The following is a 17,381-nucleotide window of genomic DNA, read 5'->3' as shown; positions in this document are numbered from 1 at the left end:
GGGCGGCACCGGGTTCCTTCAGCCCGCGTTCTGCTCCTCGGCGAGGATCCGGCCCAGGGCCTCCTCCAGATTGCCCTCGAAGTCACCGAGCGTGCACTCCTGCCCCAGCGGCACGAGCTTGTCGGTCCGGTCGAGAAAAGCCACGAGCGGCGCGGTACCGGCCCGGAAGAGGGCCCGGTCCTCGCCGACCTGAAGGCGGATGTGCACATCGGACAGCCCCTCGGGCTCCGTCGGCCCGATGTGCACATCACCGTCCCCACTGGGACTGTTGAGGCCGTCGAGCAACAACTCACGACCGAATGCCCAGGTGACGGGGGCATCGCCGGGCAGATGGAAGGTCATGCGGATCGCATACGGATCGCAGACCTCGTACCGGAGCTCCACCGGGATCCGGAAAGAGAGTTCCTCGGAGACGAGGAAGCTCATCATGACCTCAGCTTGAACCGACTCGCGCATCGTTCAACCCCGCAGTAGATGAATCTGGCCAGGAATGATCCCCCATGGCCCTATTGACGCCATCGTGGTGCACGCGATAGCAGATCACAAGGAGTGATTTTTCAGATACTGATAGAGAACACGAACGAACGCAAGAGGTTGGACACTTCGCCACGTAGTTGTTCGACTGCGGGGAGCAACCGACTCTCCTGCTCCAGGGGTACCGAAATGGCCATCGCAGCAGCGGTGAATCCGGCCGCGATCGGGATGGCCGCGCAGACCGTGCCCAACGCGTACTCCTGTCGTTCGATGACAGGTTCCATCCGTTCCAGCGACCGCAACCGCTCCAGGAGTGCCGCCCGGTCCCGCACCGAGTAGCGGGTCAGCGGACGCACAGGGTGACGATCGAGGTGGTCCTCGCGGGCCTTCTCGTCGAGCTGGCTCAGCAGACACTGGCCGATCGCGTGGGCGTGCCCGGTCTCCCGGAAGGAGGCCCATTCCGTGACGGCGGGGGTGGCCGGTGCGTCGGCGACCGCGATGAGTTCGATCTCGCCCTCGCGGTAGACGGCGCAATACACCGGTGCGCCGATGACATCGCGCCAGCGGCTCAGCGAATCGGCCATTCTGCTGCGACGGTGCCGCAGGGCCCCTTCACAGGCCAGGCGTTCGGCGGCGGCCCCGAAGAGGAACACGCCCTTCTCCCGGCGCAGGTAGCCCTCGTGCGTCAGCGTGCGCAACAGGTGGTAGGCGGTGGGAAGGGGCAGGCCCGTCTCCCTGGCCAGCTGTTTCGCGGGCGCCCCGTCCCGATGGGCACCCACGGCCTCCAGCAGTCTCAGCGCTCGCTGAACCGAACCGATCAGCGTCGGGGCAGCAGTGCTCGATGCCGTGGTCAACGGTCACCCCCAGGCATGGTGACGGGTGGTCAGCCCGCCTGTGGGGGCCGCCCCCACCGGCTGCCGCATGACTGGGTCCGGAGAGTGAAAGCCGTACAAACCGCTGGTCAGCTCGGTGACGGTCGGTTGATTCCCAGAGGGTGGCAGCGAATTGTCACTGTATCGGCCGGGTCCGCACGGAGCGTGGTTTCGTCGTGACGCTTAGCTCAGCCGGGCTAATTCCCGGCCTGCTTCCGATCTTCCTACCAGTCACCGCGTGAGGAGGACGACATGAACTTGCGTACGACGAAGATGAGCCCGCCGACCAGGATCACGAATACCAGGACCTTGAAGAGCAGGCCGATCACGAATCCGACCACATTGGCGATCAGACCGCCAAACACGACGATCGCGACGACCGGCACCGCAATCCACTTCACCCACCAGGGCATCCCGGCGAATATCTCCCGCACAGCCATCGTCCTTACCTCGTCTCTGTGAGTTCCTGCCTTCGATGCTAGAGGCGAGGAAGGGTCCGGCGGCGGTTCCGCGGCCCTTGAAGTCCCCTGATCGACCCCCTAGGGATCCCTGAGACCAAAACCCCCGCTCCCCGGACGGCGGGGAGCGGTTCCCGGCCCGGCGGGAGTCAGCTCTCCGGCGGGGAGAAGACCACCATCACCCGCAGGTCCTCGGTGATGTGGTGGAACTTGTGGGCGACCCCGGCGGGCACGTACACCACGCTTCCCCTGCCCACCTGTGTGGTCTCCATGCCGACCGTGATCGCCGCACGCCCGCTGACCACGAGGTAGACCTCGTCCTGATCGTGCGGCTGCTGCGGGTCGAGCTCACCGGCGTTCAGCGCGTAGAGGCCGACGGACATGTTTCGTTCCTTCACGAACTGCAGGTACGCGCCGTCGTTGGCGGCCCGCTCCGCCTCCAGTTCGTCCAGTCTGAATGCCTTCATGGCCAGTCCGCCCCTTGCCTCTGCACTGCCGGTGTCCGCCACCGATCATGTCTGCCACGATCAGACACATGAAGAATTTCCTAGTCAAGACGATCGCCAACGCGGGTGCCCTGGCCGTGGCCGTCTGGCTGATCCAGGACATCACGCTGAGCGGCGGCAGCACCGGCCGCAAGGCGCTCACGCTGATCCTGGTCGCCCTGCTCTTCGGCCTGGTGAACTTCGTGGTCAAGCCGGTCGTACAACTGCTGACGCTGCCGCTCTTCATCCTCACGCTCGGGCTGATCACCCTGCTGGTCAACGCGGTCATGCTGCTGCTGACCTCATGGCTGGCCGGGCTGTTCGACCTGAGCTTCCACGTCGAGGGCTTCTGGACCGCCGTGCTCGGCGGACTGATCATCTCGATCGTCTCGTGGGCGCTGAACGCGATCCTGCCCGACAACGACTGAACGACGCCCGCGCACCGCTTCGGCAGCAACCGGAACGGTGCGTACGGAACCGGTGGCACACCGGAGAGCAGCGAGGATGAACCATGAGCACCTTGGGCGACGGAACCCGGGCGGTACGGGCCGGGCTGCCCGAACCGGAACAGTTCGAGCCCACCCTGCCCGGCCCGGTGTTCGCCGCGCACTTCCACCTCTCCGGTGAGCCGACCGGCCCCTACACCTATGGCCGGGACACCAACCCGACCTGGACCCGTCTGGAACGTGCCATCGGCGAGCTGGAGGCGCCGGGGGAGGACGTCGAGACCGCGGTCTTCGCCTCCGGGATGGCGGCGATCTCGGCCGTGCTGCTGTCCCGGGCGCGCACCGGCGACGTGGTCGTACTGCCCGACGACGGCTACCAGGCCCTGCCGCTGGTACGGGAGCAGATGGAGGCGTACGGCGTCGAGGTACGGACCGCGCCGACCGGCGGCGACGGGCAGCTGGCGGTCCTCGAAGGGGCGAAGCTGCTGTGGATCGAGACCCCGTCCAATCCGGGGCTCGACGTCTGCGACGTGCGTCGGCTCGTCGACGCGGCACACACGGCCGGCGCCCTGGTCGCCGTCGACAACACGCTCGCCACCCCGCTCGGCCAGCGGCCGCTGGAGCTGGGGGCCGATTTCTCGGTGGCCAGCGACACCAAGGGCATGACCGGGCACGGGGACATCCTGCTCGGCCATGTGACCTGCCGCGATCCGGAACTGATGGCGGGGGTGCGGCGCTGGCGCAAGGTCGTCGGCGCGATTCCGGGGCCGATGGAGGCCTGGCTCGCGCACCGTTCGCTGGCCACGCTGGAGCTGCGGATCGACCGGCAGTGCGCCACCGCGCTGACCCTGGCCGAGGCGTTGTCCCGGCGGCCGGAGGTCACCGGGCTGCGGTACCCCGGACTGCCCTCCGACCCCTCGTACCCGCAGGCCGTCCGGCAGATGCGGCGCTTCGGGCCGGTGGTGTCGTTCGTCCTGCCCGACCGCGAGCGGGCCGAGCGCTTCCTGGCCGCGCTGCGGCTGGTCGACGACGCGACGAGTTTCGGGGGCGTGCGTTCCACCGCCGAGCGCCGGGGGCGGTGGGGAGGCGACGCCGTGCCGGAGGGCTTCATCCGCTTCTCGGTCGGCGCCGAGAACCCGGACGACCTGGTGGCCGACGTGGAACGGGCACTGGACGAGGCCGCGGCCGACAGCTGACCGACCGGTGGTACGGCGGTCCGAGCCTCCCCCCTCGTGGCTCGGACCGCCTCCGGTTCTTCCTGCGAAGAACCGCCCAAGCCAGGCTAGTTGACTCTCCGTCAGTGTCCAATCACCGTGGCGACAGCGACCTATCGACATATTTATAGTTGTACGGGCCCGAAGCGTCGCGAAGGTGGGAGAGACCGGACATGGACCTGGCCCTGTTGCGCACGTTCGTCACGGTGCACCGGGCCGGCTCCTTCACCAGGGCAGCCGCCCTGCTCGGCCTCTCCCAGCCCGCGGTCACCTCGCAGATCCGCACCCTGGAACGGCAGCTGGGCCGGCCGCTCTTCCTGCGCAGGGCCCGCGGGGTGACCCCGACGACCATCGGCGACGAGCTCGCGCACCGGGCGGCACCGCATCTGGACGCGCTGATCGAGATCACCGAGGCGGAGCTCGACGAGGAGTCGGGCGTACGGACCCTGCATCTGGCCGGGCCGCCCGAATTCACCTCGGTACGCGCCCTGCCCGCGCTCACGCCGCTCGTCGCCCAGGGGCTGGCGCTGCGCAGTTCCTTCTTCACCTGCGCCGAGGAGGCGCTGGAGGGCCTGGCGGCCGGGCATCACGACCTGGCCATCGCGACGGCCCGTCCGCGCGGCGGGCTGCTCACCGCGACCCCGCTCTGCGACGAGGAGCACGTGCTGGTCGCCGCGCCGCGCTGGGCCGGACGCCTCGCTCCGGGAACCTTGCGGCACAAGGGGCCGGTGGTGCTGGCCCAGCTGCCGGTCGTGGAGGTCCACGAGAGCCTGCCGTTCGTCTCCCGCTACTGGACCGCCGTCTTCGAGAGCCCGCCCGCCGCGTCCGGGACCGTCGTCGTGCCGGATCTGCGGGCCGTCCTGGAGTGCACGGCAGCGGGCGCCGGCCTCGCCGTGCTGCCGCGCTACCTGTGCGAGAGGGCGCTGGAGCGGGGAGAGCTCGTGGCCCTCCTGGATCCTCCCGTGCCCCCGTTGCGCACCTATTTCCTGGCGGTGCGCACCGGCACCCTCGCGCTGCCGCACATCGCGCGGGCGCACGAGTGGCTGCTGCGTGCCGCCGCCGACTGGTGAGCGCACAGCCGCCCAGGACCGGACGGGTGTTTCAGAATCGGTTCAGTGGGCCACTCTCTTGCCATGACCGAACGTCCTGTGGTCAAGCGCACCGCACGCGCCATCCTGCTCGACGGCAACGACCTGATCCTCATCAAGCGCACCAAGCCCGGAGTGGATCCGTACTGGCTCACGCCGGGCGGTGGGGTCGAGCCCGAGGACGCCACCGTCGTCGACGCCCTGCACCGCGAGGTGGACGAGGAGCTCGGCGCCAAGATCACCGATGTGGTCCCCTGTTTCGTCGACACCGTGGAGCACATCGAGGGCGGTGGGGTGAAGGGGGTGAAGGTCCAGCACTTCTTCGTCTGCCGGCTGGAGTCGATGGACCTGTCCCGGCGCCACGGCCCCGAGATCGACGACCCCTGCGGGGAGTACGACGTCGTGCGGGTGCCGTTCAGCCGCATGGGGATCGCCGCCGTCCACCTCGTGCCGCTGTCGCTGAGGCACTACCTGGACGGCAACATCGAGGGCGTACGGGCGATGCACGCGCCCGACCTGGGCTGACCGGCGAAGGGCCTCGGTCCGGCCCTCGTTCCCGTCCTCGGGCCCGGACTCGGGTCTTCGGCGCGGGTCGTCGCCCCGGGCCGGGGCGGGCCGGGGCGGGCCGGGCCGCCCGGGTCAGCTGTGGCCGGTCCCCGTCAGCTCTTCCAGGTAGTCGTGGCGGATGCGCTCGGCCGGTATGCCGACCCCTCTCAGCACGTCCACGCTGCTGCGGATCATGCCGGGCGGGCCGGAGAGATAGGCGTCGTACTCGTGCCACGGGCCGCACGCGCGCACGGCCTCGGGCAGCAGCCCCTGCAGGACTCCGTCCTCCCCCGGGCCGGAGGCGACCACCGGCCGCACCGCCAGCCAGGGATAGGTCCGCTCCAGTTCGGTCAGGGCGCCGATCTCGTACAGGTCGTGATCGGTGTGCGCCCCGTAGAACACCTCCACCGGACGCCGGTCGCCCCGCTCGGCGACCTCCTCCACCAGCGCCTTGATCGGGGCTATGCCCGTACCTCCGCCCAGGCAGAGCAGACCGTTGTGGGTGGAGTGGTCGACCGTCATCCTGCCGGTGGGCGGACCGAGGCGCACGACGTCCCCCGGCCGGGCCCGGTGCACCAGGGCGTTGGAGACCCAGCCGGCCGGGACCGCCTTGACGTGGAAGGTGAGCAGGCCGTCGGGACGGGGCGCCGAGGCGAAGGAGTAGTGCCGCCAGGTCCGGGGCCACCACGGGGTCTCCATGGCCGTGTACTGACCGGCGAGGAAGGGGTAGGCGTGGTCGGGGCGGAGCGTGAGCACCGCTATGTCTCGGGTTCTCAGTTCGTGGGAGACGACCTCCGCGTGCCACCAGGCGGGGGACCACTGCTCGTCCTCGGCAGCCGCGTCGATCATGATCTGCGACATCGTGGTGTAGGCGCGCACCCACGCCGCTTCCGCCTCCCCGCCCCACGTGGCGGTCGCGTACCGGCTCAGGGCGCCCAGAAGCGCCTCCCCCACCGCTGGATAGTGCCCGGACAGCGTGCCGTACTTGCGGTGCCCCCGGCCCAGTTCACCCAGGTACTCGGTCAGGGCGACGGGATCGTCCAGCCGGTCGGCCGCGGTGAGGATCGCGCGCAGGAGCCGGTCGCGCTGGGTGTCCATCGCGACCGGGAACAGCTCGCGCAGCTCCGGACGCCGGACGAAGAGCAGGGCGTAGAAGTACGAGGTCACCTGGTCGGCCACGGGTGAGATCTCGGTCAGAGTGCGATGGATCAGAGTCGCGTCGGCAGATCTGTGTGTCGCGTCCTCGGTCCACCCGGTGGCCGGAGCATCCATCCTGTGCCTCGCCTCAAACGTCTTATGGTCGCCTTACGTACCCACACGGTCCGCAGCCCTGTTCACGGGTGCGGTCGGGACCCATCCAGCCGCCCGGTGAGCGCTGCCACATCCCTCGGTCCAGCATGCCCTGCCCCGAATACGGGCCGGGCGGAACAACAGGAAGTCCCGTTGATCGAAACGGCCTTCCGTCCGGCTCTCTGCCCCGCGACCTACCTGCGGAATCCATCACGCGCACTCGGGTCGTGCCGGTTCCGGTGACCGCCCCTCAGCCGGGCGGGACGGCGGCCCGCTCCGGGGAGGGAGCACGTGGAGGAGGCGTGCTGTACGCCGAGGCCAGTACGCGTGGTTACTCCCGCTGAGGGACGTCCGATCGCCTCGGTCCGGGCACCGTGTTTCACGTGAAACCACTCAAACGCCCCGTCCGCCGCGGTCTCCTGGTGGCGCACGTCTCGATATCCGTGAGCTGGCTGGGACTGACCGTCGGGCTGCTGACGCTCGGCATCACGGCCTTCCTCACCGAGGAGCCCGCCACCGCACGGGCCGCCACACTCGCCATGAAGATCTTCGGTGACTGGCTGGTCGTGCCGGTCGCCCTGCTCTCCCTGCTCAGCGGCCTCGTCCTGGCGCTCGGTACCCCCTGGGGGCTGGCCAGGCACCGATGGGTCTGGACGAAGTTCTGGCTCACCCTGATCACGGCGGCGCTGTCCGTGTTCTCGTTGCGCCCCGGCATCGACGAGGCGGCGGCACGCGGCACCGTCGACATCGACCTGGTGGTCGCCCCTTCGGTGGCGACGGCGACGTATCTGTTCATCACCGCGATATCGGTGCTGAAGCCCTGGGGGCCGACCCGTCGCGGCCGACGGCCGCGTCCGGCTGCCGGGACCGGTAAAGCAGTGGACGTGCGAACATCGCGTCGGACAGCCTGACCCCCATGCCCAGCTCACTTCCCCGACCGTCCGCCGACTCGCCCGTCCGGCGCCTCACCCCGGGTGACCTGGTCGCCTGCGCCGATCTCTGCGAGGACCGGGGCTGGTCCCGCGACGAGCACAGATGGGGTCTCCTCCTGGCCGCGGGAACGGCTTACGGCATGGACGACCCCGGGGGAAAGGGGCTGATGGCCACCTGCGTGGTGACCTCCTACGGTTCACGGCTGGCCGCCATCGGCATGCTGCTCGTCGCGGAACGTTACGCGCGGCAGGGCATCGGCCGGCGGCTGATGAACCATGTGATGGCCGAGACCGGGGACACACCCCTCAGCCTCTACGCGACGGCTGCCGGACGACCGCTCTACGAACAGCTCGGGTTCACCGCCGTGGGCCGCACCGAGCGAATCACCGGCCTTCTCCGGCCGACCGGGGGCAGGTCCTCCACCGTGTCCGTCCGCCCGGCCGCGGCGGAGGACCTGCGCACCCTGGTCCAACTGGACGCGGAGGTCTTCGGCACCGACCGGACCCATGTCCTCGCCCGGCTGCCCGCGTACGCCGACCACATCCGGGTCGCCGAGGACCGCGGGGACCTCGTCGGTTACGCGGCGACCTGGCCGAGCGCGGGCACTCAGGTGATCGGCCCGCTGATCGCCCGTGACACCGCCACGGCCCGAGAGCTCGTCGTCTCCCTCGCCGGGACGACGGATCGCCCCCTGCGCACGGACGTCGACGCACGCCATTCGGAACTGCTCGACTGGTTCAAGGAGTGCGGTCTGCAGTCCGGCCCCACGACCACGCTGATGGTCCGCGGGACCTCGGGCCTGCCCGGTGACTGGAGCCGCCGCTACACCCCGCTGACCGTGGCGATGGGCTGACGGCAGGCCCGGCGCCGAAGCCCCGATGACGCGGAGCACGAGCGGCGCCCCATGCGTGTCCCCTGTTTGCGATCACTGATTAGTTGCAAGCAGGGGCTATTTCGGAAGTCGCCTACCCTGGATGAAAGCGGCTCCGACCCGGAAGAGAGACCCATGACAGCGACGGACCCCGCACTGACCGCCCTCTCCCAGGGCTGGTGCGCCCTCTCCCTGCTTCACGGGAAGATCGAGGCCCGCATCGAGCGGGCCCTGCAGTCCGGGCATGGTCTCAGCGTGCGGGAGTACTCCCTGCTCGACGTCCTGAGCAGGCAGCACAGCGGCCCCGGGGGACACCTCCAGATGAAGCAGGTCGCGGATGCCGTCGTCCTCAGCCAGAGCGCCACGACCCGTCTGGTCACCCGCCTCGAGGACCGCGGGCTGCTGACCCGGTATCTCTGCGCCACCGATCGCCGCGGCATCTACACCGATGTCACCGAATCCGGTCTCGCCCTGCTCGCCGAGGCCCGGCCGACCAACGACGGCGCGCTGCGCACCGCGCTCGACGAGGCCGCCAGGAATCCTGAGCTGGCCCCGCTGGTAGAAGCCGTCGAGACGCTGAAGGCCCCCACACCGGCCGCGTGAACCGAAGAGATCGCCGCCAGTCGTGTGGACAGCCCGAACCCGGGTGCGCCGCCCTGCCGTTCTGCATAGTCTGCCGATCATGAGCGACCTGGAAATACGCCCTGCGGGCCTCGCCGACATCCCGGCGATCGTGGCCATGCTCGCCGACGACCCACTGGGGGCACAGCGGGAGTCGCCGGACGACCTCGCCCCGTACCGCGCCGCGTTCCAACGGCTGGTGGACGACCCGAACCAGCATCTGGTCGTCGCCGTGCGCGAGGGCCGTGTCGTCGGAACGCTGCAATTGACCATGATCCCGGGGCTCTCCCGGCGCGGCTCGACCCGCTCGGTCATCGAGGGCGTGCGTATCCACGCCGACGAGCGCGGCAGCGGCCTGGGCACCCTGCTGATCGAATGGGCCGTGGAGGAATCCCGGCGCCAGGACTGCCAGTTGGTCCAGCTGACGTCCGACGCCACCCGGACCGACGCCCATCGTTTCTACGAGCGGCTCGGTTTCACCGCCAGCCACGTCGGCTTCAAACTCGCGCTCTGATTCACGGCCCGATGCCCCGCCCCGTCCAGCGGTCGGGTGCACGGACCGCTCCGTGCACCCGTACCCCGCTGGCACGGGAGGCGGCGGCCCGGCCGGGCCGCCCATGTTTCACGTGAAACGTGGCGCTCAGGCTTCGAGGCCCCGCCATCCGCCCTCGTCGACGCCGCCGGGAACGGCCGCCGCGGGGTCGTAAGGCTCCCGTGTGAAGACGAACGAGCCGAGATCGAGGTGGTTCACGCTGCCGTCCTCGTTCCGGACCACGCGCAGCGTCTCCCCCGCGTAGTAGCCGTCGAGACCGACCCAGGTGCCGTCGGGCCGCGCGATGAACCGGGCACCGCGACCACCGCCCTGCATCGGCCGGAGTTCCACCCCGCCGCCCGCGGTCATGCGCAGGATGTTCGCCCGGGTGCCCCAGTACCAGGGGCCGGTCAGTGCGAGCAGCTCGGCGTCCACCTCCGGCAACGGACGCCAGGGCTCGGGGATGCGGGGCTCGGCCTCGGCCACGATGCCCACGAGATCGGCGGCGACGCCCCCGGCCATCAAACCGGCCGTCGTATTGGTGAGCACTACGGCCGACACATCGTTCTCGATGTCGATCCACAGGGCCGCCAGGAAGCCCGGCAGCGATCCCGAGTGCCCGATGAGCGTACGGCCGTCCGCCCGCAGCACCTGGAGGCCCAGTCCATAGGTCATCTCCCAGTCACCGGACTCGCCCGGCGCGGACGGTTCGCGCATCTGCCGCACGGAGGCGGCGCGGAGCACCCGGTCGTCCCCCTCGGCCAGGAAGGCCGCGAAGCGCAGGAGATCACCGGTCGTCGACCAGAGCTGGCCGGCCGGGGCCATCAGGCCGAGGTCCTCCACCGGTTCGGGCAGCATGACATCGGCCCAGGGGTGCACGGCCCAGCCCCCGGCGTGCGGGGACTGCGGCTGGGAACTCGTACGGCGCATGCCCAGCGGTTCCAGGATCTCCCGCTGCAGGACCTGCTCCCAACCCGCCCCGCGCATCTTCTCGATCAGCGCGCCCAGCAGGGTGTAGCCGGGGTTCGAGTAGTGGTGACGGTGGCCGGGGGTGTGCATCCGCGTCTGTTCGCCAAGCACGTCGGCCAGCTCGGGCCGCAGCGCGCCCGGAGTCCGCTCCCACCAGGGTCCGGGGGATTCGGCGGCGAGTCCCGCGCTGTGGCCCAGCAGTTGATGGACCGTGACGTCGCCGACGCCGGTGCCCGGCAGGTGCTTCTCCAGCGGGTCGTCCAGGTTCAGCAGGCCTTCGTCCCGCAGGCGCAGCACCAGCACCGCGGTGAAGGTCTTGGTGATGGAGCCGATCCGGAACTGTGTGTCGGTGTCGGGGGCGTGGTCGTCGACGCAGCTGCGGGAACCGCTCCAGGCGATCTGTCCCTGTCGCTGCACCGCGGCGACGAGCGAGGGCGCGCGGCCCTCCGACTGCGCGGTGGCGATGCGGTGCAGCAGAGCGCGCCGGGTACCGGGAAGCAACTGTTCGGGTAGGGAGGTCATACTCAAGAACTACCTGGAGAAGCCTGCGGCGGCGACCTCATTTCGTGGCGCTCCACGGGCCCCGGCCATGACCGGGGCCTGACCGGCCGTGACCGGAACCGACCAGTCGCGGCCGTCGTCACCGGCCCGGAGGAGCGAAGGCCGTTCAGCCCTCCCAGTCCTCGTCCCCGCCTCCGCGCATGACGCACCAGCCCTTGATGTCCTCCTGCGCCTTGCGGGCCAACTCGGCGTACTGCACCGGACATTCCCACAGCTCACGGGCCGAGAGTTCGGCGGGCACGGGAGTGTCCGGGTGGTCCTCCGGCGCGTACAGGTGGACCACTGCGCGGTACCGGCTCTGCACGGTTCCGTCGGCGGTGGACCAGGGGTGCCTCGGGTGGTCGCAGGAGACGTCCAGGTCGACGGTGTCGAGAGCCGCGACCAGGTCACGGGCGTAGGAGGGCGGCAGCCCCTCGTAGGTCTGGGCGATGCCCATCCACATGCACAGGAACAGGCCGAGCCGCTCCTCGTCCCGCACCTGTCCGGAGAGTCGGCGCCGGGCCGACCACAGTGCGACCGGGCCCGTGTTGTTCTCCCAGGTACGGCGGATCGACTCCTGCACGGCGACGATGTCGATGCCGCCGTCGTCCCGGACGAACTGCGCGTCGAGGTGGGAGACGTCGACGCCGCCGAAGATGTTCCGGTGCGCCTCGTGCACATGCCCCGCGGCCTGGTCGACAAGATCCGCGAGGAACCTCTCGCAGTCGAACGCCGCCAGTTCCTCGTCCTCGAGGTCGTAGTCCTCGGCGAACACGGCCCGGCCGGCCTCGGTCAGCAGACTCACCCCGGCCTCGATCCCGTACTCCGAGTCCAGATCCGAAGGGTGGGCGTCGGCAGAGCAGGTGCAGGTGGCCGGGTCGAGCGTGGCCCGGAACCCGTCCAGGGCCTCCGTGTACGCCACGAACAGGGACTTGTTGAAGACGCTTGCCGCCACGTACCAGCACGTGGCGTACAGGAGGATCGTGTACCCGGTCCGCTCGCGGCGGCCTTCCGGGGAGCCGACGCGGCCGAGCGCGTCCGCCGCGTCGTCGGCGAGAACGGCGAGGGCCGCCTCGGGATCCACGTAGGGATAGTCACTGACGATTCCGGACAGGTCGGAGATCAGTTCGCTGTGTTCGTCAGTCAGAGCAGGCGTCACTTCAGTCACACTTGTAACCGACGATCGAGCCGTACGGGGTGGTTCCCCGGCACACGAGCGGCGCCGTTCCCCGCATCCACCCGGTTCCGCCGAGGGTGAAGACCGGCCCGGCAGGGCTCGGCGGTCACTACGCTCCGGCCCCATGACGACGATCACGACACGCACGGTCGAGTACCCGGCCGACGGCCTCACGATGATCGGGCACCTCGCGCTCCCCTCCGGCACCGGCCGCCGGCCCGCGGTCCTGATCGGGCCCGAGGGCACGGGCCTGAACGACTTCCAGCGCCGCCGGGCCGACGCCCTCGCCGAACTCGGGTACGTGGCGCTGGCCTTCGACGTCCATGGCGGGCGCTGGTTCACCGACCCGCAGGAGATGCTGGCGCGTGTGACCCCGCTGCTCGCCGATCCCGACCGGATGCGGGACATCGGCCACGCGGCACTCGATGTGCTGCGCGCCGAGCCGCGGACCGACCCCGACCGGATCGCCGCCATCGGCTACGGCACCGGGGGCGCGATCGCGCTGGAACTCGGGCGTGACGGTGTCGATCTACGGGTGATCGGGACGGTCAACGCGCTGACCACGGGCCGACCGGGCGAGGCGGCACGCATCCGTTGCCCCGTGTGGGCCGGGGTCGGATCGGAGGACCCGATCATGCCCGCCGGCCAACGGGACGCCTTCGCCGCCGAGATGCAGGCCGCGGGCGTCGACTGGCGCCTCGTGGTCTACGGCGGTGCCCTGCACGCCTTTCACCATCCGCCGGTCGATCAGACCGTGCTCCCCGGAGTCGGCCACCACCCCCTCCACGCGCAGCGGGCCTGGTGCGACATCGTCGGCCTGCTCGCCGAATGCCTGCCAGTGACGGAGTGAACCGCCGCGTCGGGGCCACCGTCGTCCCGCACCCCGCGGACGCCCCCGGTGCGTGTCGTCTCCCCCGGCGTGCGGGAGTGTTCCGGCGGGCGGGAATGTTCCGGCGGGCGGCTTCGTTGCCTCTGCGCCCTCCACGTCGCGACTCCTGGGAGCATCGTGTCTGAAGCCGTGTCCGCCGTCCCCACCACTCTCCCCGCACTTCCGGCCCTGAGCGCACAGGCCGAGCGGCTGATCGAACTGGGGGTGCACGAGATCGCCGGGTTGTCCGCCGACGATCTCCGTGCCTTCGCCGAGGCCTCAGCCGTCCCTGCGGGCGGCGCCCTGCTCGCCGTTCACCCGGACCGCGCCCCCGCCTCCGCCCTCGCACCGATGCTCCGCCGCGACGGCAAGCAGGGCTTCGTCGTCACCGACATGTCCGACGTCGATCTCTTCACCCCGCTCGACACCGTCGCGCTGCCCGATGCCCCGCTCTACCTCCTCACCGGCGTCGACCGCGGCGACGAGATGGCCGACTGGAGCCCGAACGAGGCGCTGCCCGCCATCGCCGCGAAGGACCGCACCCCGCTACTGCTCACCGAGGGCATCCACTGGGTGCTCCAGCAGCCCGCCGTCCTGGAGCGCAACCGCTGCTTCATGACCATCGGCTCCCGGCTGCGCAAGGCCAACGGCGCCCTGGACGCCCGCACTCCGGCGATCTGGATCAGCAACGGCACCGGGCGGGACGGCAGCGAGCGCCGCAACGCCCCCAAGGTCGGCTGGTGCTGGGCGGGCAACCGGCACACCTGGCTCGGTTTCGCCTCCGCGACGGACCGCCCGGTCCAGAACCTGTGAGGAGTCGCGGTCATGCGGCGGGGCGGCGAACCTGGAACCGGGTGACCGACCACGCGGCCGGTGCCTCGGATCGACCGGGCGGGGCAGGGCGGGTACGAGACAGCAGAAAGGCTGTCACAACCCGTTCTGCTGCCCGGTCCTAGGGAGTGACCGGACGGTGCGACCCATGGCGCCGTCGATGTCTTCGGTCGACTCTCTTCAGGAGGAGAACAACATGAGCCGAGTCAACATCGCACACTCCCATGCGGTGGGGCATGACGAATTGGTCCCGTCGCGCTACGCGCTGAAGATCGGCGACATCGATGTGATGGTGATCAGCGACGGCGTGCTGCCGATCACCACCACGACGCTGGCCACCAACGCCGCCGAGGACGACCTGGCGACCTGGCTCAGCGACATGTTCCTGCCGCCGGAGGTGTGCAGCTGGCCGCTGAACGTCGCTGTGGTGCGCAGCGGCGACCGGACCATCCTCGTCGATTCCGGGCTGGGGACGGAGTTCCCGGGCTTCCCCCGGGCCGGGCAGCTGGCCATACGGCTGGACGCCGCCGGGATCGATCCCGGGTCCGTGACCGACGTGGTGCTCACCCATCTGCACATGGACCACATCGGCGGGCTGCTCGTCGAGGGGCTGAGGGGCCGGCTGCGCCGGGACCTGCGCGTGCACCTGGCGGCGGCCGAGGCCGAGTTCTGGGACGCGCCGGACTTCTCCCGCACCGTCATGCCGACACCGGTGCCGGACGTGCTGCGGAAGACCGCCTCGCAGTTCCTGGACGTGTACCGCAGCCAGTTGCGGCCGTTCGAGACGGAGTACGAGGTGGCGCCGGGAGTGGTGATGCAGCGCACCGGAGGTCACACCCCCGGCCACAGCATCATCCGCCTGGAGTCCGGCGTCGAACGGCTGACGTTCGCCGGCGACGCCGTGTTCCAGACCGGGTTCGACAAGCCCGACTGGCACAACGGCTTCGACCACGACCCCGAGGAATCGGCCCGGGTCCGGATCCGCCTCCTGAAGGAGCTGGCGGCGAACGGCGAACAGCTGGTGGCCACCCACCTGCCGTTCCCGTCCGTCTGCCACGTGGCGGACGCCGGCAACACCTTCCGTTTCGTACCGGCCGTCTGGGACCACTGACCGCGCTCCGCCCGGGCCGGGCGTGAACAGCACGGAACAGACCGGCCCCGACGCATGGCCCCGGTTGCCCGACGAACCGGGTGGAGCGGTGCCCGCTCGCCGTCGCGGTGGGCACCGCTCCGACAACCCGGGACACCGGCGCCGAAGTCCGGCGGCACGAACGAGAACCCGTGGGCCTCCCCGGCACGCGGGACTCCCGTCGTCAGGTCTGGGCCATGTCCACGAAGCGCGAGTAGTGGCCCTGGAAGGCCACGGTGATCGTCGCCGTCGGACCGTTACGGTGCTTGCCGACGATGATGTCCGCCTCACCGGCGCGCGGGGACTCCTTCTCGTACGCGTCCTCGCGGTGCAGCAGGATCACCATGTCGGCGTCCTGCTCGATGGAGCCGGACTCACGCAGGTCGGACACCATCGGCTTCTTGTCGGTGCGCTGCTCGGGACCACGGTTCAGCTGCGAGAGCGCGATCACCGGGACCTCCAGCTCCTTGGCCAGGAGCTTGAGGTTTCGGGACATGTCCGAGACTTCCTGCTGACGGCTCTCGGAACGCTTGGAGCCACCGGCCTGCATCAGCTGCAGATAGTCGATGATCACGAGCTTGATGCCGTTGCGCTGCTTGAGCCGACGGCACTTCGCCCGGATCTCCATCATCGACAGGTTGGGGGAGTCGTCGATGTAGAGCGGCGCGGTCGACACCTCGGGCATCCGGCGGGCCAGCCGCGTCCAGTCCTCGTCCGTCATCGTGCCGGACCGCATGTGGTGCAAAGCAACCCGGGCCTCGGCGGACAACAGACGCATGGCGATCTCGTTGCGGCCCATTTCGAGGGAGAAGATGACGCTCGGCAGGTTGTTCTTGATCGACGCGGCCCGTGCGAAGTCCAGGGCGAGCGTGGACTTTCCCATGGCCGGACGGGCCGCGATGACGATCATCTGGCCGGGGTGCAGGCCGTTGGTGAGGGAGTCGAGATCGGTGAAGCCCGTGGGCACACCGGTCATCTCGCCGCTGCGCGAACCGATCGCCTCGATCTCGTCGAGCGCGCCCTCCATGATGTCGCCGAGCGGCAGGTAGTCCTCGCTGGTGCGCTGCTCGGTGACGGCGTAGATCTCGGCCTGCGCGGAGTTCACGATGTCGTCGACATCGCCGTCGGCCGCGTATCCCATCTGCGTGATCTTCGTACCGGCCTCGACGAGCCGCCTCAGCACCGCCCGCTCATGGACGATCTCCGCGTAGTACGAGGCGTTGGCCGCGGTCGGCACGGACTGGACGAGGGTGTGCAGATACGGCGCCCCGCCCACCTTGGTGATCTCGCCGCGCTTGACCAGCTCGGCCGCCACCGTGATCGGGTCGGCCGGCTCGCCCTTGGCGTAGAGGTCGAGGATCGCCTGGTAGACGGTCTCGTGCGCGGGGCGGTAGAAGTCGTGCCCCTTGATGATCTCCACGACGTCGGCGATGGCGTCCTTGGAGAGGAGCATGCCGCCGAGGACCGACTGCTCGGCATCGAGGTCCTGGGGCGGCACCCGCTCGAAACCGGGGGAACCGCCCTCCCAGATGTCACCCCGCGCCTCGCGGTCGTGCTGCTCGCCGCGGTCCCTGCCCTCACCGCGGCGGCGACGGGAAACGGGCAGACGGTCGCCGGGACCGGTGTCGGCCCAGGGGTCGTCCAAAGGCTCGGGAATGCTCACCGGGCCACCTCCTCCCGTCCGCTCAGCGGACCTCGCCACGCCACTCTTTCTTACGGCACAGCACCGACAAACAAGACGCCCGACTCCGGTTCCGGCGCGTCGAGTTATGCGTGGTTCCAGGACCGGAACAGGGTGCGGGCGCCGGACCACGGTAGGCCGCTCCGCACCGTCAGCCAATCTGGTTATCCACAGGGCATGTGGACGACTGACCAGATGCTGTGGAGAACTCCGCAGAACCTGTGCACGGAGCGGGGGACAGCACTGTGGACAAACTCATAGCCCCTCCGTCATCACTGCGTTGACCTGGGCTTTTCTCATCCACCGACTGTGGGGGAGAAAAACTTCACGCGTCGGCGCAAGATCACGACAAACAG

At 69.9% G+C, this 17,381-nt stretch carries 19 protein-coding genes; 11 read left to right on the top strand and 8 right to left on the bottom strand.

Annotated features, from left to right (window positions below):
• Positions 1-18: 18 nt before the first annotated feature.
• From ABZZ04_RS01110 to ABZZ04_RS01095, 4 genes are all read right to left on the bottom strand, one after another.
• Positions 19-456: an SsgA family sporulation/cell division regulator gene (locus ABZZ04_RS01110; protein WP_266747352.1), complete on the bottom strand. Its 438-nt coding sequence runs from the start codon at positions 454-456 to the stop codon at positions 19-21.
• Between the two features lie 101 nt (positions 457-557).
• Positions 558-1,328, bottom strand: coding sequence for a helix-turn-helix domain-containing protein (locus ABZZ04_RS01105; protein WP_148836989.1), 771 nt, complete (start codon positions 1,326-1,328; stop codon positions 558-560).
• A 242-nt stretch (positions 1,329-1,570) separates the two neighbouring features.
• Positions 1,571-1,780 (bottom strand): DUF5326 family protein, encoded by a 210-nt coding sequence (locus tag ABZZ04_RS01100; RefSeq protein ID WP_356930082.1) that lies wholly within the window; start codon positions 1,778-1,780, stop codon positions 1,571-1,573.
• A 173-nt stretch (positions 1,781-1,953) separates the two neighbouring features.
• Positions 1,954-2,271, bottom strand: a complete 318-nt coding sequence (locus ABZZ04_RS01095; RefSeq protein ID WP_356930081.1) for a cupin domain-containing protein — start codon at positions 2,269-2,271, stop codon at positions 1,954-1,956.
• A gap of 68 nt (positions 2,272-2,339) precedes the next feature.
• On the opposite strand from ABZZ04_RS01095, the gene ABZZ04_RS01090 reads away from it, so the two are divergent.
• From ABZZ04_RS01090 to ABZZ04_RS01075, 4 genes are all read left to right on the top strand, one after another.
• Entirely contained in the window at positions 2,340-2,717 is a 378-nt protein-coding gene (locus ABZZ04_RS01090) for a phage holin family protein (protein ID WP_356930080.1), read from the top strand.
• A gap of 83 nt (positions 2,718-2,800) precedes the next feature.
• Positions 2,801-3,931 carry a cystathionine gamma-lyase gene (locus tag ABZZ04_RS01085; protein ID WP_356930079.1) on the top strand — a complete coding sequence of 377 codons (1,131 nt, stop codon included), beginning with the start codon at positions 2,801-2,803 and terminating at the stop codon, positions 3,929-3,931.
• 191 nt (positions 3,932-4,122) lie between these two features.
• Entirely contained in the window at positions 4,123-5,019 is an 897-nt protein-coding gene (locus ABZZ04_RS01080) for a LysR family transcriptional regulator (protein WP_356930078.1), read from the top strand.
• A gap of 63 nt (positions 5,020-5,082) precedes the next feature.
• Complete coding sequence (locus tag ABZZ04_RS01075) at positions 5,083-5,562, top strand: NUDIX hydrolase (protein ID WP_283852813.1); 480 nt, start codon at positions 5,083-5,085, stop codon at positions 5,560-5,562.
• A 114-nt stretch (positions 5,563-5,676) separates the two neighbouring features.
• Here the strand turns inward: ABZZ04_RS01075 and ABZZ04_RS01070 are convergent, their stop codons facing one another.
• Positions 5,677-6,855, bottom strand: coding sequence for an FAD-binding oxidoreductase (locus ABZZ04_RS01070; RefSeq protein WP_356930077.1), 1,179 nt, complete (start codon positions 6,853-6,855; stop codon positions 5,677-5,679).
• 401 nt (positions 6,856-7,256) lie between these two features.
• On the opposite strand from ABZZ04_RS01070, the gene ABZZ04_RS01065 reads away from it, so the two are divergent.
• From ABZZ04_RS01065 to ABZZ04_RS01050, 4 genes are all read left to right on the top strand, one after another.
• Positions 7,257-7,784, top strand: coding sequence for a DUF2269 domain-containing protein (locus tag ABZZ04_RS01065; protein WP_356930076.1), 528 nt, complete (start codon positions 7,257-7,259; stop codon positions 7,782-7,784).
• 5 nt (positions 7,785-7,789) lie between these two features.
• Positions 7,790-8,659, top strand: a complete 870-nt coding sequence (locus ABZZ04_RS01060; protein WP_356930075.1) for a GNAT family N-acetyltransferase — start codon at positions 7,790-7,792, stop codon at positions 8,657-8,659.
• Positions 8,660-8,812: 153 nt separating this feature from the next.
• On the top strand, positions 8,813-9,280 hold the full coding sequence (locus tag ABZZ04_RS01055; RefSeq protein WP_356930074.1) for a MarR family transcriptional regulator: 468 nt from the start codon (positions 8,813-8,815) through the stop codon (positions 9,278-9,280).
• Positions 9,281-9,359: 79 nt separating this feature from the next.
• Positions 9,360-9,812, top strand: a complete 453-nt coding sequence (locus tag ABZZ04_RS01050; RefSeq protein WP_356930073.1) for a GNAT family N-acetyltransferase — start codon at positions 9,360-9,362, stop codon at positions 9,810-9,812.
• A gap of 126 nt (positions 9,813-9,938) precedes the next feature.
• Here ABZZ04_RS01050 and ABZZ04_RS01045 read toward each other — a convergent pair whose 3' ends face one another.
• Together ABZZ04_RS01045 and ABZZ04_RS01040 are read right to left on the bottom strand one after the other, a co-directional pair.
• Positions 9,939-11,321 carry a serine hydrolase domain-containing protein gene (locus ABZZ04_RS01045; protein WP_356930072.1) on the bottom strand — a complete coding sequence of 461 codons (1,383 nt, stop codon included), beginning with the start codon at positions 11,319-11,321 and terminating at the stop codon, positions 9,939-9,941.
• A 145-nt stretch (positions 11,322-11,466) separates the two neighbouring features.
• Positions 11,467-12,498: a hypothetical protein gene (locus ABZZ04_RS01040; protein ID WP_356930071.1), complete on the bottom strand. Its 1,032-nt coding sequence runs from the start codon at positions 12,496-12,498 to the stop codon at positions 11,467-11,469.
• Between the two features lie 142 nt (positions 12,499-12,640).
• Here ABZZ04_RS01040 and ABZZ04_RS01035 point away from each other — a divergent pair, with 142 nt between their 5' ends.
• The 3 genes from ABZZ04_RS01035 to ABZZ04_RS01025 all read left to right on the top strand — a co-directional run bounded on the left by ABZZ04_RS01035 (position 12,641) and on the right by ABZZ04_RS01025 (position 15,326).
• A complete protein-coding gene (locus tag ABZZ04_RS01035) occupies positions 12,641-13,366 on the top strand; it encodes a dienelactone hydrolase family protein (RefSeq protein WP_356930070.1) in 726 nt (241 codons plus the stop codon).
• 156 nt (positions 13,367-13,522) lie between these two features.
• Entirely contained in the window at positions 13,523-14,197 is a 675-nt protein-coding gene (locus ABZZ04_RS01030; RefSeq protein WP_356930069.1) for a DUF5701 family protein, read from the top strand.
• 214 nt (positions 14,198-14,411) lie between these two features.
• Positions 14,412-15,326, top strand: a complete 915-nt coding sequence (locus ABZZ04_RS01025) for an MBL fold metallo-hydrolase (protein ID WP_356930068.1) — start codon at positions 14,412-14,414, stop codon at positions 15,324-15,326.
• Between the two features lie 202 nt (positions 15,327-15,528).
• Here the strand turns inward: ABZZ04_RS01025 and dnaB are convergent, their stop codons facing one another.
• The gene (dnaB, locus tag ABZZ04_RS01020) at positions 15,529-17,007 is read right to left on the bottom strand and encodes a replicative DNA helicase (RefSeq protein ID WP_356930067.1); all 1,479 of its coding nucleotides are present in this window, start codon (positions 17,005-17,007) and stop codon (positions 15,529-15,531) included.
• Positions 17,008-17,381 lie beyond the last annotated feature (374 nt).

The sequence above is a fragment of the Streptomyces sp. NPDC006435 genome, assembly GCF_040612315.1.
Taxonomy (GTDB): Bacteria; Actinomycetota; Actinomycetes; order Streptomycetales; family Streptomycetaceae; genus Streptomyces.
Note: the sequence above shows the minus strand (reverse complement) of the source record. Positions and strands in the feature narration are given on the sequence as shown.

Coding starts and splice junctions, on each gene's coding strand:
- ABZZ04_RS01110 (WP_266747352.1), bottom strand. CDS start 456: ATGCGCGAGTCGGTTCAAGCTGAGGTCATGATGAGCTTCCTCGTCTCC.
- ABZZ04_RS01095 (WP_356930081.1), bottom strand. CDS start 2,271: ATGAAGGCATTCAGACTGGACGAACTGGAGGCGGAGCGGGCCGCCAAC.
- ABZZ04_RS01090 (WP_356930080.1), top strand. CDS start 2,340: ATGAAGAATTTCCTAGTCAAGACGATCGCCAACGCGGGTGCCCTGGCC.
- ABZZ04_RS01085 (WP_356930079.1), top strand. CDS start 2,801: ATGAGCACCTTGGGCGACGGAACCCGGGCGGTACGGGCCGGGCTGCCC.
- ABZZ04_RS01080 (WP_356930078.1), top strand. CDS start 4,123: ATGGACCTGGCCCTGTTGCGCACGTTCGTCACGGTGCACCGGGCCGGC.
- ABZZ04_RS01075 (WP_283852813.1), top strand. CDS start 5,083: ATGACCGAACGTCCTGTGGTCAAGCGCACCGCACGCGCCATCCTGCTC.
- ABZZ04_RS01070 (WP_356930077.1), bottom strand. CDS start 6,855: ATGGATGCTCCGGCCACCGGGTGGACCGAGGACGCGACACACAGATCT.
- ABZZ04_RS01060 (WP_356930075.1), top strand. CDS start 7,790: ATGCCCAGCTCACTTCCCCGACCGTCCGCCGACTCGCCCGTCCGGCGC.
- ABZZ04_RS01055 (WP_356930074.1), top strand. CDS start 8,813: ATGACAGCGACGGACCCCGCACTGACCGCCCTCTCCCAGGGCTGGTGC.
- ABZZ04_RS01050 (WP_356930073.1), top strand. CDS start 9,360: ATGAGCGACCTGGAAATACGCCCTGCGGGCCTCGCCGACATCCCGGCG.
- ABZZ04_RS01045 (WP_356930072.1), bottom strand. CDS start 11,321: ATGACCTCCCTACCCGAACAGTTGCTTCCCGGTACCCGGCGCGCTCTG.
- ABZZ04_RS01035 (WP_356930070.1), top strand. CDS start 12,641: ATGACGACGATCACGACACGCACGGTCGAGTACCCGGCCGACGGCCTC.
- ABZZ04_RS01025 (WP_356930068.1), top strand. CDS start 14,412: ATGAGCCGAGTCAACATCGCACACTCCCATGCGGTGGGGCATGACGAA.